Below are 13,655 nucleotides of genomic sequence, written 5' to 3'. Positions count from 1 at the left end.
ATAGTTGTTAACATAGGCGGTGATAGGAAATGGAACAACCGGTTAAAGCACCAAGTGAATGTGATGCAGCCTGCTCAGGTACTGAAGCCGACGTGCAGACGATTCGTACTTCACTCATAGATCGGGAGACCTCTTCCGAGATGGCAGATTGGTTCAAGGCATTCAGCGACCCCACACGTCTACGTATTATTGATGCGCTGTTACAGAAGGAATTATGTGTTCATGACCTGACGGTTCTGCTCGACATGGGACAGTCGGCCATTTCACACCAGCTGCGTTCACTCCGTAACATGCGGATCGTCAAGCGGCGCAAGGAAGGTAAGACGGTGTACTACTCTCTGGATGATGCTCATATTGAGCAGATTTTCCTGCAAACGCTCCAGCATATCAAACACAGCTAGGCAGCAGCCAAGCTTGTTCATGCAGAAGAACCCCCGCCTCTCGGCTGTATGCCGATGGACGGGGGTTCTTCTTGGTAAGGGTACCGTTTTATACAGGATACAAAGTGACTAAATCTTCTGATTAACTATCTCTTGGAGCTTGCCACTTCGGTTATAAAAGATTGTTCTTGTTCGGGTCGTACAGGCCCGATCTGTCCTTAAACCAGTTGAAGATATGTGATACACATACTTTGAGCACCGCGTATCCTGGAACAGCGAGCAGAATGCCCACGACTCCAAACAGATTACCCGAAGTCAGAATGACAAAGATAATCGTGATAGGATGGATTTTCAGCGTTTTACCCATGATCTGTGGTGAGATGAATTTACCTTCAATTAACTGTACGATCGTCCATACGGCAACCATTTTCAGCAGCATCACCGGAGAAGTGACGAGTGCCACGATCAATGCTGGTGTAATCGCAATTGCAGGTCCCAGATACGGAACAACACTTGTGAACGATGCGATAATTGCAAGAATCAATGCATAATCCAGACCAATGACCATATAACCGATGTAGAGCAGAATACCGATGCAGAAGCTGACGATAATCTGTCCACGAATGAATGAACTGATCTGGTGATTGATGTCTTCCAGCACATGCATTGCGCCCGTACGGCTCTTGATCGGCAGGAAAGACAGAATTTTCGCTGGCAGCTTCTTGCCGTCTTTCAGCAGATAGAACAGAATGAATGGAACCGTTACGATAGACAGCACGGTCTCAGTGAAAGCTCCGAGGAATCCGCCCAATTTGGTCCAGGTCGAGTTCAGAATTTCAGTAGCCTTTTGGGAGATTGTTCCCCACCAGTCCTGCGAATTCAGATTCACCGTTTCCTGGAACTGACCGAACAATTTACTGCCCGTAAGCTCCTCAAACTGCTGTTTTACCGTCTCACTGTAGGTTGGGAAATTTTCAATCAGCCCCACAATCTGGTTACGCACAACCGGAATGACTGCCAGCACTACGACGGTCAGAATGCCTCCAATCGCAAGATACAGGATCAGAATGGACCAGCCGCGCTTGATTTTCCACCTTTCCATCACATCCACAATCGGATTAAGCAGATAATAGAGTATGCCTGACAGAATAATAGGTAGGACAATGGTTTTGATGAGTACTGCGAGCGGATGAAGAACAAAGGATACTTTGGTCAGAACCATCACGTTCAGTCCCACCAACAGCAGAATCAGTAGAAATAGGACAAATTTGTTGTTAAGAAAAAATCGTTTGAACCGCTCCGGCCAAACGCGGGGTTGCTCAGGTTGCTCCATAGGCGTGTCGTCCTCTCTTATGACCCTTAATCAAAACTAAACTATAAAGCTAAATAAATGCCCACACACGAAAAAAATACCTTGTACAAGCCAACATATGTATAACACTCTGGATTTATACGTATGGTGCTGTTTAACCGTTTCAAATTAAACCGGTAAAGTCATTTTACCCCAAAATGAGTCTTCTGCCCCACACGAATCATTTGCAAATTCTCCCTATTCAAAAACGGCTCGCCTCACTGGGAGACGAACCGTAAATTTGTAACTATACCCTACTATTAATCCAGCTTTTACGCTGAAAAATGAAGATTAAGCTTTCCCCGCTAATTGTGCGATTAACTCATAGGAATGCAGACGTGCCTTATGATCATAGATCATCGACGTAATAATCAGCTCATCTGCCTGCGTCTGCCGAATGAAAGATTCCAACTGTCCACGTACGGTTTCTGGTGAACCATTAACAGCTGCCTTCAGCGTCTGCTCAACACCAGCTTTCTCACGATCCGTCCATTTGCCTTCCATCTCTGCCGGAGGCTGTACTAATCCCGTTGTGCCGCGAATAATGTTCAGGAACTGCTGTTGCATCGTTGTACCCAGCCATGCTGCTTCCTCGTCTGTATCCGCAACAACAGCATTGACACCAACAATCACATGTGGCTCCTTCAAGCTTTCAGATGGTTGGAAGTTGTTTCGATACGTCTCTAATGCAATCCGGGTGTAATCGGGCGAGAAGTGGCTGGCAAAAGCAAACGGCAATCCCAGCTGACCTGCCAGACGTGCACTGAAATCACTGGACCCCAAGAGGTAAATTGGAATATTCAACCCTTCTCCAGGAACTGCGCGAACAGGTGCATGATAAGACGTCGCCGAAGCATCAAAGTATGCTCTAAGTTCTGCCAAAAGTTCAGGGAAATCTTCCCCACTGTTCAGATCTTTGCGTAGTGCAAGCGATGTACGGCGGTCACTACCTGGTGCGCGACCCAGTCCCAGATCAATTCTGCCAGGATACAAGGATTCCAGAGTACCAAACTGCTCAGCGATGACAAGCGGTGCATGGTTAGGCAACATGATGCCTCCTGAACCCAGACGAATCGTTTTGGTTCCACCAGCCAGATATCCAATAACAACCGAAGTTGCGGAAGAAGCAATACCCGGCATGTTGTGATGTTCAGCTACCCAGTAACGGTGATATCCCCAACGCTCTGCATGCTGTGCCAGATCGAGACTGTTGCGCAAAGCATCAGCAGGTGTTGCACCCACAACGACGGGAGCCAGATCCAGGATGGAAAGCTTAACGTCATTAATATGTTCTTTATGGGATGAAGCCGTATTTTCTGTAGTCATTATCGTTTAATCTCCTCGATGATTATATTTTTGTATATCCAGATATATAGATTAATTAAATCACAACTGGATATGGTGATGTGTTCATAAACTAGCCGTTTACATCCGGACGGAATCCCTGCCTGCATATGCATCCTAGCTTCCGTTCCGGCATCCGGCTTATAACTCGTTCTGTACGTACTCGGCAAACTGACGGATCGTCTCCTCGTTGCGCCGATAATACGTCCATTGTCCTCTGCGCTCGGAGAGCAGCAACCCTGCCTTGAGCATAGTCAGCAGATAACTGGATATAACCGACTGAGCCAGTCCAGCCTTCAGTTGAATCGTGCCAACACAGATTCCGTTCTTGCCACCATCCGGATGCTGAGATAGTTCCAGCGGTGGGAAGTGTTGCTCCGGGTTTTTGAGCCACAACAGGATTTGTCTACGTGTCTCGTTCGATAATGCTTTAAATATAAGTATAGGTTCCATGGGTACGATTATACCCCCTTTCATCCATTTTGCAAACACATGAACAAACAAACCGACTCATGATCGAGTCGGTCTGGTATTATATGGAATCCTCATCTGGATTCAACATCCATATTAGAAATTGGTTGTAATCGTCTGTTTAACCTGATCCAACATGGCTTGATATGCGGGTGCATCCAGGTATCCAATACTACCGAAGAGCAGATGATCTACGGCTTCAATACCTACAAAATCGAAGATACCTACGTCTGAAGTTAATTTCAGTCCAGCAGTCATGCCAATCTGATCATAAATTTCACTTGGTGTACCATGTGTGTTGATGATGAGTCCTTTTTTGCCTGTCAGCAATTTCTCGATTCCCGCTTCACCCGCTGCATATGCAAAACCATTAGCGAATACACGGTCAACATATCCTTTCATAATGGCAGGAAGACCTGTCCACCAGATCGGATAGATGAATGTGATAATTTCTGCATCTGTAACAAACTGTTGCTCTGTTGCGATATCCTGTGGTGTCTGTCCTGCACGCATGGAAGCTGTGTCAGCTTCAGTCAGTACGGGTTGGAATCCAAGTTTGTACAAGTCACGAACGACTACTTCATGGCCTTGAGCTTTGAGAGCTTCTACAGCAGTATTGAGGATTGCGTTATTCAAGCTGTCTGTGTGCGGGTGAGCATATACGATAAGATGTTTCATAGTGTGAATCCCTCCAGGTTTGGTTTAAGTTAGGTTGCGAAAATGGGGTTACATTGATACGCTCCCATATACATAGATATCTATGTATATGGGTAAAAAATATTTGGGCTCCTCTGCCTCCACCCCAGTCAAATCTGGAAGGGTTGCAGACAGAAGAGTTCATTCATTATAACTTTCGGACAATAATGGATAGCAAGCTCTCCAATTGCTCCGACTGTTCGTTGGACAAACCACTATAGATGATGTCATTAATCTGCTCTGATACCTGATGGAAGATCGGTTCGAGTCGCTTCCCCTGTTCGGTTAGGCGAATCATCGTCACTCGGCTATCTTCGGCACTCTTGCTGCGTTCAACATAGCCAAGCTTCTCCAGCTTGTTGACCAGTACCGTTACCGTTGGTTGCGTGCGTTGAACACGTTCAGCCAACATCTTGATCGACAGCGTCTCTTCCCGGTACAAGAACATCAATACATCTCCATGAGAAGGAACAATCCCTGTTACCTCATGCTGTTCCAATTCGTGTACAATCCGTTTGTTGACATGGTCTCTGATTCTTGCAATCAGTGCAATTGCGTTGTATTTAGGCATGACCTCATTATACATAGACATCTATGTAATTTCAAGTTCTTTTTATAAAAAAGAAAAACAGCCCGATATTTTCCATCCTGCTAACATGTAGAAAATATCGGGCTGTTTCGATTCTACTTTGATCCTGATCTATAATGTTAGATCTTAGCTAATCGTTTTTTGAATTCATGTTGGATTCATGCTGAATTCAGTTAATCCATTGCGTGATTTTCTCAACGGATTGTCGGGACTTCTCACGCTGGGGCTCCTCTGCCCGATAACCGAAGGCTGCCATCATGGAGACGCCCCATGCGCCATTTTCCAGCAAGCCCTCTTCTTCCATAATACGGTGGACGCCCTCACGGCTGAAACCTTCGATTGGACAAGAATCAATCTCGATCTGAGCTGCCGCCGTCATCATGTTGCCAAGTGCAATATAAGTCTGTTTAGATGCCCAGTCAAATAATGATCGTGGATTATCCAGAATTTTCTGGTTATTTTGAAACTTTCCATAAGCCTCACTTGTTAGCTCAAATACGTTATTAGGCATTCCCTTTGTTTCCTTCAACATGTACTCCGCATAGGGAGAATTATAACTGGCATCTGATCGGGCCAAAATAACAACAAAATGGCTTGCTGTAGCCAATTGCTTTTGAGCGCCGGAAGAGACTTCGGACAGACGCTTACGCAGGTTTGGATTTTGTACAATCAGAAACTTCCACGGTTCAAGGCCAATGGAACTTGGAGATAATCTGCCTGTTTCCAATATAAATTGGAAATCCTCATCCGAGATTTTGCGGGTATCATCAAATATCTTTGTTGCATGCCGGAAATGATACGCCTTTAAGATGTCTTCCTTTGTCTTTGACTTTGCTGTAACTTCCATGGAGCTCCACGTCCTTTTTATAACTTTTTTTATGTTGAACAATAATGTTTAAGTGGTTTCATCTCAAGTATTATTTTAGGCTCTATATGTATAAATTAAAAGTACGCACATTATTGTTTCTTGGTTTATAAAAGTAAGTATTGGATGAAAGACAGCAATAATCCACTGGGCATACATGGCCCTAGTGGATTATCTATGACTCTTTTTCCTTTTAAATCTTGAAATCTTGAACCAGCTTATTCAAATTTAATGCACTATCCTTGACTTGATCAGATTGTTTAACTACTTCCACAGATTGCGCAGCAGAGGCAACCATATGTCCTGCAATTTCCTGACTGGATGCGGCTGATTGTTCACTGGCTGATGCAATTTCGTGAATGGAGCCCACTAGTATTTTGATATTTGCAGTCACTTGTTGTGAGGTTGCATTGAGATCTTTAACTGCATTGGCATGATCAAGGGAATCGACATAATACTGTTCAGCTGTATCCTCCAATAATTTATAATCTTTGCCAACCTGATTGAACATAAAGGATAGCAACTCTTTAGCATTCGAGGACAGATTGGTCACAGACTGCATAACTTCTTCCGTGACCTGCTGAATTTGATCGGCAGCCTGTCTGGAATCATCAGCCAACTTTCGAATCTCGCTTGCAACAACCGCAAAACCTCTACCTGCTTCTCCAGCCCTTGCAGCTTCAATGGATGCATTGAGTGCAAGCAGATTAGTCTGCGCCGTAACATCCAAAATGGATTGAGATAATATACCAATCTGATCTACAGCTGTTGCACGTTCCAGCGCTTCTGACATCTTCTTACTCGTATGATCATACATGTCTATGGCTGCTCGGCTCGATTCGCGGGCTTCCTGCTTCAACTTTTCAGCCTTCGTGCTGGTCACATAGGCGGACTCTGCTTGTTTAGATGTCTGTTCCGATATATATTCAGCTCCCTGTTGCATCTCCGCAGCCGAATGATTCATATTTTCCGTATGGGCTGAAGCCTCTTCCATTGCAGCCGAGAGCTCTTCAACTGTAGCTGATACTTCACGAATTCGTTCATTCAGACCAGCCATGTTCTGGTTGGTAAGATCGCTAACCTGGTTGATATGATGAGATTCCTGAACTACACCACGAATGACATTTGTTGTGGAATCGGTCATTGTACGAATAGCTCGTGCGATGACACTTATCTCATTATTTCCCTGTGTTAGATGCGGATCTAAGGATGCCGTTAAGTTGCCTTGTGTTATTTCTTCACAATAACGGGTGATAGCTTTCATTCGTTGACGTATACTGCGAATCACTACAAATGAAATAAGAATGAGTGCTGCAAGTGAAAACAAAAGAACCGAACCGAGTACCAATGCTCGTTGCTGAATTACTTCCTGTGTATCCGCATAGAGCTTGGCTGACTCTTCTTCGTTATGCGCACTCAAAAGGGTGATCGTCTCCACAATCGCTGTACTGCTTTTGTTAATTCTTCCTCTCTCATCACTATCGTAGGTGCCCGACATCTTTTTGGTATCCATGATTTGCTCAATATCCTGATAATATGTATCCATCTTTGCTACCAAATCTGCAAATATCTCTTTTTCTTTGGTATCCAATGTTCTTGCTGAAAATTCATTCAAACCATCCGTGATACTCTTCTTACCTTTCTGAACCTGATCGTACTGTTTGTCGGTATACTCTGCATTATCAAGAACCTTTGTATAATTGGCGCGCATATTATAGAAATTACTTTTCAATTCAAGAACATTGGTTTGATGCTGGAAGCGGTCATTGTAGAGGATACCTTGTCCCGTTTTTGCTTCGTTCATTCCGAAAATCCCAATCAGAAAAACAGTAAACAAACCGATTAGACTAATTACAGTCATGATGACCATCGTTGTTGTTAATTTCATATTTTTGAGTTTATTTCCTTTCTTATTTTTTGGCTTAGACTGAATTGACATGATTATTCCCCCACTTTAAATAGTAGATAGCCTTATATATCTTATATCTATATCGTATGTATCCATATTGTTTGTTAGCATTTCAGGAAAATCGACTTTATTCATTTGATGAGAAAAGTAATGGGAGACAACAGAAAAGCCGCCAGGATATAATCCAGCGGCTTTTCTGTGAATATGAAACGATATCTGTTCGACCTATAGTTGCTCCATCCATTCATTTTCAGAAATGACGGTATATCCTTCTTGTCGCAGCAATGCTGAGGTGACACCTTCTCCAGTTACCTTGTGATTGGCAAAATTCCCATCATAGATCATCTTTGTACCACAGGACGGACTAAACTCCTTCAGTACCACACACGATACATTCATTTCTCGCGCCCATTCGAGCGTCTGATAGGCTCCCTTAATATACAACTCTGTGACATCCTTGCCGCTTTTCTCGATCACTTTTGCAGTGCCTGCCAGCACGTCCTTGCCCGTGCCACCGATAATTTCAGCCGCTTCCCGTGGAGTGGAGAATCCGCCAAGCAGCTCCGGACATACCATCTTAGCCTGCTCCTGCTCCACCAGCTCCTGAATCTTCTCTTCCAGACTCGCTGTTCCGTTGTAACGGCAAGCTACCCCTGCCAGACATGAACTCACCAAATATTTCATCGTTATCTCCTTATACACATTCCATCTATGAAGTAAATTGTAACATATAAGATCAGCCCTATAACTCGCCTCTGGTGATCATCTTGATCCGTCCATCTTCCCTATATTCAACCTGAAAAACATCCTTGCTCGACTCCAGTTCAAATGTGACCATGCCTGGATGGTCAGGATTACGGTGAAGTTTATACGCTTGAAGATCCATTTTAAATATTTTTTTAATTATAGGTTCTACTTCTCCTCTAAGAAGAGACTCCTGTATGTTATATAGTTCCTGATAATAAGCCTCTATTTCTTCCCAGTCTGCAAAGTCTTGCTCATAGTGATTAGCATCCCCAACCGTATAACCCATGCCCGCTTTTCCTTCGGTCATCTGTACAAAGTAGTTATCTTTAAAGGAAAAAAAGACTGTATCCTTACCAAGTTCATCATCTTTGCTTCGGCTTGCTCTTACCAGATCAAGATTGGCTTTACCAGACAGAGCCTCAATCGCGTTTCTGGCATCCGTCAGCGCTGCCTGGGATACTTGATCAGGTCTAAGGTCACCTGTGATCGAGACAGCCTTGTCCTGCTGCCATACAATCTCCCCATAACCATCGCCAGTCTCATTCTCTAACGCTAATGTCGTATGCGATATTGGCTCCGACTCCCCTTGCTTCATACTCACAAAACGTTGGACTGATGCAGGTTTAAGCGTTGGAGTGCTGCCTATACTTTGCAAGAGGGATGGAACTTGACGCAGATAACGGTGTTCCAGCTCACTTGGCTGCATCTCTCGTCTCATCTGTACTTCACGCAGATTTCCTGTTGTCGCATCGAGCCATATCTGCGCATACTCCTTCTCGCTTTCATTTCCAGCCTCTACATATATTCTGCCGGACACAGGCAGGTCTTCCACTTTCTTAATCTTCAGCTGTTTACCCAGATCATCTCGCATCGTAGTTGCAACATTTCTTTTCATTTTGTCGGTTAGCAGATTTGTGTTCAAACCATCGGATAACTGTAACGTTGCTGTCGGATAGACCTGCTCGATCACGGGTCTCACCAGCTGTCCATCATCCCAGATCCATAGGAACAATCCAGCAGCAATAACCAACGCACCCGTGCCGGCAACAAGAGGCCCTCTTCTAAGGCGACGCTTGTGTGACGCATTTTTCACTTGCGGTCTAAACGGCCTGGATAACCTGGAACTGTCCTCTAACCTATCTCCCTTGCTTTCCTCTTCCGACTTCTTCATCCACTCCACCTGTTGAAGCACCTTTCGCTTGTGATCCTCTGTAAAAGGAGACAAAGCAAACGGTCCCTTCCGGATTTCCTTTTCCCACTGCTCATCCTTGTGTCTCATTTGCTTCGCTCCTCCCATTGTTTCCGTACCTTATCCTTACCTCGGGATAGTCTGGATTTTACTGTGCCTAAGCTGATTTTCAACATCGCAGCAATCTCACTCGTCGTAAGCTCATATTTCAGATTCAGCAAAAGAATCTCCCGAAACTTCTTTGGCAACGCCAGAACAATATCCCAGATTTCATGGATATGCTCCTTACGCATCACTTCCATCTCGGCCGAAGGATGTGCAGGCTGCTCTGCAATCATGACTCTTTGGTTCGAACCCCCATGCTCTGTCTCAATGGGTAACGTCTCTCCCCACAGACTGTTACGAAAAAATCTGGATTTTCAATATGTAAAAGTCGTGTTCCTAGTAATCGTCAACAGCCAGGTTTTCAGTGAGCAATCTCCACGATAATGAGCAATCCCCGAATACGCCCGAATAAATACCTCCTGTGACAATTCATCTGCCTGTTCGGCACTTTTGGTCAGAAAATAAGCGTAATTCCAGACGTCATTTCCGTAGTCATCCATTATGCTACTAAGTGTGTAATTGTCTATGGTCTGAGCCTGTGCCAGTAATTGATCATCCAACTGTTGTTCACCTCACTTAATATGACTGAGTCTAATGTGATTTGGTTCCCTGTTTTGGACATTATTTCTTATTATTGTAGCAAAATAAAAAAACAGCATGTTCAACATCGCTGGACACGCTGATTCCTTCAAGTTTGCTTAGTTAGAAATCTCTATCAGAAAGCTTTTAAGCGAACGCTCCACTTCCTCAGTTTCTTTCTGCCCTCTGGTCTATCATATCATTTTCATCGTTATACTTTCACAGCAGCAATCATCAGAAACATCGGTCTTCGATTTTCGTCTCGCATGCCTGGAACCTGTTCGATCATCTCTGGTGATGGTTTGGATTCAGCCACCTTTTGAATAGCAAACCCTGCCTTAATCAGTTCATTGAGATGTGTTGCCAGAGTGCGATGATATTTAACCACATCCTGATTCAGAAAGTTCGCCACACGTTTCCCTTCATCATGGTAATCATCCACGGGCCAGTGCAGGATTTCACCTTCGGGTCCGTAATGCCAATCCTGCGCAGCGCGAGCGGTGAAGATCGGATGTTCGGAAGATAGTACAAATGTGCCACCTTCTACGAGACAATCATTGATCTTAGCGTACACCGTGTCTAATCTTTCAATATAATGCAAGGCAAGTGAACTAATCACAATGTCGAATTGTCCCGGTGCAAAATCAATATCTTCAATCGCCAGCTGCTTGTACTGGATCTGCGGGTCGTCCGTCATTTCACGAGCACGCTGAAGCATATTTTCAGACAGATCTACACCGATCACTGAACTCGCTTGCTGCTCTCGCGCATACCGGCAGTGCCACCCAAAACCACATCCCAAATCCAGCACACGCTTGTCCTTCAAATCAGGCAAAAGAGTCTGCAGTTCATACCACTCCCCGGCTGCATCCAGCCCTTGAACGGAACGAGCCATCTTACTATAGTTGTCGAAAAATTCAGCTTCATCGTATTTATTTTGTTTCATCAAGAGATTCCTCCCGCCTTATAAATATCCACCTACTCTATCACATAAACGATATTTAAACGCAAAAGTTGCCAAGAGAATTCATGGCGTGTTATCATACAGAACGAACGTTCAGTATTATTAAATACAGAATGAACATTCAGTTTACTAACGGAGGTCATTATGAATACGAATTGGACGCATCCATTGGAAGGGCAATCTGTAGGTAAAGCTTTTATAAGTTACCTCGTGCCTTCTGTATTGGGGATGCTGGTAGTTGCTTTTAATTTTATTATCGACGGCATTATGGTTGGACACAAACTGGGTTCTACCGCCATGGCCGGGATCGGCATTGCCTCACCTGTCTACACGCTCTTTGTTGCCATGTCACTGTGGATTGGTATGGGCGGGGCAACGTTGTACTCCAACGCTATGGGTAGAAAAGATATCACTTCAGCCAAACAAATTTTCACCAAATCCATTATGCTCATTATGTTAGTTACGGTAGCCATTGGATATGTTGCATTTACATTCAAAGACAAACTGGTATACTCCCTCGGTGCAAACGCCGAGACCTTCCCGTTTGCTTCAGACTATATGAATATCATGTTATTGTTCGGGTTTGTTTTCACCATTGAGAATGCACTCTCTATCTTTGTACGAAACGATGGGAATCCCAATACGTCCATGTACGCTCAGATTACGTTTGCTGTTGCCAATATCATTATCAATTATATAACATTGTATGTACTCGAATGGGGTGTACGCGGTGTGGCCCTCGGTACAATTGTATCGGCGTCTCTTGCGCTACTTGTTCTGTTCACTCACTTTTTCAAAAAAACAAATAATCTCACGTTCACCCGGTTCAAGTGGAACAACAAACTGCTGGCTTCCCTGCTGCTCATTGGTTTCCCCAGCTTTCTGGCTGAACTTGGCATGTCGGTCTTCTCTGTCTCTCACAATATCTCCATGGACCGCATTGCAGGCACGGATGGTGTAGCATCCTTTACCGTGTTGAACTATATTCATGGTGTTGTATTGTTGGCTTTCCTGGGTCTGGCATCCGCTGCCCAACCTCTGATCAGCTATTATCACGGTGCCAATCAGATTATACGGGTACAACAAACGATACGTTTAGCCACTAAAACAGCTCTGGCATGCGGTCTATTATTACTGGTTGTTGTTCAGATCGGTGCACCTTATTTCGTGCAAATCTTTGGAAACTTCAGTAGTGGCGTAACGGATAATGCCGTTTACGGATTACGTATATTTACATTTGCCTATGTGTTTATGGGTGTTAACTTTGTCATGAGCACCTATTTCCAATCTGTGGGTAATGCCAAAATGGCCATCTGGATTACAGCTGCGCGTGAAATGATCATCATGATTGCGTTGATTGCAGTCCTGCCTTCATTCTTTGGTGTCACGGGTGTGTGGCTTGCCGTACCGCTGTCCGAAATGCTGGTTCTCGCAACCATAGCCTTGTACTATAGAAAACGATCCCTAACGGATCGAGTACACGCGTTGCAGTCTTGAGTAACGTTAACAGATAATAATAGCAACAGATAGCAAATAAATGGAACGTAGATGGAATGTAGGTAGACCTCATAATAATCTAACAGAAAAATAAACAAAAGCCCTGCACGATCAATATAGATCGCTCAGGGCTTTGTTTTATCCTAAATCAGATGTCATTAGATGCGTATATCAAATCGGCCATTACTATCTGTTGTTGCGTTCGCAATCTCCTTAGGGGTAGCTACGCCCATTCCATTGGATGGTGGTTGGGCAGGTGGTGCCTCCTTCGTAGCAGTTGTACCGGCTCCTTGAGAGCTTTGCTGTGCAATCTGTGCCTCAATCTGCTTGATCTGCTGTTCAAGTTGTTTGGTCTTAGTCTCCTTGGTTTGCTCATCATCCTTGCTGGATTGCACTTTCTCCAGTTGAGCCTCAAGCTTCGTCTTTTGTTTCTCCAAGCTACTTGAATTGTCCGAACTCGAAGATGTCGATATGTATGATGTAGTGGAGCTGGATGTAGAAGATATATTCATTATGATTTTCCCCCTCTTTACTTGGCTTCACTATACCCTATCCCACTGAAACGTACGTTAAATTCAACTGAAAGGTTGCTGAAGGAGCTAAGAATCAGAAGTCGAACAGATGGAAATATACCTACCAGCATTAATAGTCTGATCAATAATATTGAAAGTCTTCATATAAGTGAAGAATCTTAATTTCGTCTCATCTGTAAGTTAGTTGTTTGCCAGTGTAAAATAGTAAAACAAAAAGACACACTCGATATCATCAAGTGTGTCTTTAGATTGCTTGGCGGCGTCCTACTCTCCCAGGACCCTGCGGTCCAAGTACCATCGGCGCTAGAGGGCTTAACGGTCGTGTTCGGGATGGGTACGTGTGGAACCCCTCCGCCATCGCCACCAAACGCATAGCTTAGCTTACATTTCAGAGATCGTTCTCTGAAAACTAGATTCGAAACGAAACACGCGAATT

At 44.2% G+C, this 13,655-nt stretch carries 15 protein-coding genes and 1 rRNA gene; 2 read left to right on the top strand and 14 right to left on the bottom strand.

Annotated elements, in window-relative coordinates; all coding sequences use genetic code 11:
* Positions 1–29 precede the first annotated feature (29 nt).
* On the top strand, positions 30–401 hold the full coding sequence (locus tag MKY95_RS03315; protein WP_036614212.1) for a metalloregulator ArsR/SmtB family transcription factor: 372 nt from the start codon (positions 30–32) through the stop codon (positions 399–401).
* A 151-nt stretch (positions 402–552) separates the two neighbouring features.
* Here the strand turns inward: MKY95_RS03315 and MKY95_RS03310 are convergent, their stop codons facing one another.
* The 12 genes from MKY95_RS03310 to MKY95_RS03255 all read right to left on the bottom strand — a co-directional run bounded on the left by MKY95_RS03310 (position 553) and on the right by MKY95_RS03255 (position 11,171).
* Positions 553–1,713 (bottom strand): AI-2E family transporter, encoded by a 1,161-nt coding sequence (locus tag MKY95_RS03310; RefSeq protein ID WP_036614215.1) that lies wholly within the window; start codon positions 1,711–1,713, stop codon positions 553–555.
* Positions 1,714–2,022: 309 nt separating this feature from the next.
* Positions 2,023–3,057: an LLM class flavin-dependent oxidoreductase gene (locus MKY95_RS03305; RefSeq protein ID WP_017690813.1), complete on the bottom strand. Its 1,035-nt coding sequence runs from the start codon at positions 3,055–3,057 to the stop codon at positions 2,023–2,025.
* 159 nt (positions 3,058–3,216) lie between these two features.
* Positions 3,217–3,528, bottom strand: coding sequence for a helix-turn-helix transcriptional regulator (locus tag MKY95_RS03300; RefSeq protein WP_017690814.1), 312 nt, complete (start codon positions 3,526–3,528; stop codon positions 3,217–3,219).
* Between the two features lie 114 nt (positions 3,529–3,642).
* Positions 3,643–4,224, bottom strand: coding sequence for an NAD(P)H-dependent oxidoreductase (locus MKY95_RS03295; RefSeq protein WP_036614218.1), 582 nt, complete (start codon positions 4,222–4,224; stop codon positions 3,643–3,645).
* A 166-nt stretch (positions 4,225–4,390) separates the two neighbouring features.
* Positions 4,391–4,813, bottom strand: coding sequence for a MarR family transcriptional regulator (locus tag MKY95_RS03290; RefSeq protein ID WP_036614220.1), 423 nt, complete (start codon positions 4,811–4,813; stop codon positions 4,391–4,393).
* 187 nt (positions 4,814–5,000) lie between these two features.
* On the bottom strand, positions 5,001–5,678 hold the full coding sequence (locus MKY95_RS03285) for an NAD(P)H-dependent oxidoreductase (RefSeq protein ID WP_036614223.1): 678 nt from the start codon (positions 5,676–5,678) through the stop codon (positions 5,001–5,003).
* 211 nt (positions 5,679–5,889) lie between these two features.
* Entirely contained in the window at positions 5,890–7,635 is a 1,746-nt protein-coding gene (locus MKY95_RS03280; RefSeq protein ID WP_036614227.1) for a methyl-accepting chemotaxis protein, read from the bottom strand.
* A gap of 195 nt (positions 7,636–7,830) precedes the next feature.
* Positions 7,831–8,289, bottom strand: coding sequence for a DUF523 domain-containing protein (locus tag MKY95_RS03275; protein WP_036614230.1), 459 nt, complete (start codon positions 8,287–8,289; stop codon positions 7,831–7,833).
* Positions 8,290–8,347: 58 nt separating this feature from the next.
* On the bottom strand, positions 8,348–9,631 hold the full coding sequence (locus tag MKY95_RS03270) for a hypothetical protein (protein WP_036614232.1): 1,284 nt from the start codon (positions 9,629–9,631) through the stop codon (positions 8,348–8,350).
* Positions 9,628–9,879, bottom strand: coding sequence for a sigma-70 family RNA polymerase sigma factor (locus tag MKY95_RS03265; protein ID WP_305955708.1), 252 nt, complete (start codon positions 9,877–9,879; stop codon positions 9,628–9,630). The genes MKY95_RS03270 and MKY95_RS03265 overlap by 4 nt, the downstream gene beginning before the upstream one ends.
* A gap of 81 nt (positions 9,880–9,960) precedes the next feature.
* On the bottom strand, positions 9,961–10,206 hold the full coding sequence (locus MKY95_RS03260; protein ID WP_305955709.1) for an RNA polymerase sigma factor: 246 nt from the start codon (positions 10,204–10,206) through the stop codon (positions 9,961–9,963).
* A gap of 230 nt (positions 10,207–10,436) precedes the next feature.
* The gene (locus MKY95_RS03255) at positions 10,437–11,171 is read right to left on the bottom strand and encodes a class I SAM-dependent methyltransferase (protein ID WP_036614235.1); all 735 of its coding nucleotides are present in this window, start codon (positions 11,169–11,171) and stop codon (positions 10,437–10,439) included.
* A gap of 162 nt (positions 11,172–11,333) precedes the next feature.
* Between MKY95_RS03255 and MKY95_RS03250 the strand changes: the two genes are divergently transcribed.
* Positions 11,334–12,686: an MATE family efflux transporter gene (locus MKY95_RS03250; RefSeq protein ID WP_036614239.1), complete on the top strand. Its 1,353-nt coding sequence runs from the start codon at positions 11,334–11,336 to the stop codon at positions 12,684–12,686.
* Positions 12,687–12,844: 158 nt separating this feature from the next.
* Here MKY95_RS03250 and MKY95_RS03245 read toward each other — a convergent pair whose 3' ends face one another.
* Positions 12,845–13,198 (bottom strand): FlxA-like family protein, encoded by a 354-nt coding sequence (locus MKY95_RS03245; RefSeq protein ID WP_036614240.1) that lies wholly within the window; start codon positions 13,196–13,198, stop codon positions 12,845–12,847.
* A 272-nt stretch (positions 13,199–13,470) separates the two neighbouring features.
* Positions 13,471–13,587: ribosomal RNA gene (rrf, locus tag MKY95_RS03240) — 5S ribosomal RNA — on the bottom strand.
* Positions 13,588–13,655: the final 68 nt, after the last annotated feature.

Source organism: Paenibacillus sp. FSL P4-0176 (assembly GCF_037975265.1).
In the GTDB taxonomy this organism is placed as follows: domain Bacteria; phylum Bacillota; class Bacilli; order Paenibacillales; family Paenibacillaceae; genus Paenibacillus; species Paenibacillus amylolyticus.
This window is presented reverse-complemented; position numbering and strand designations above follow the sequence as displayed.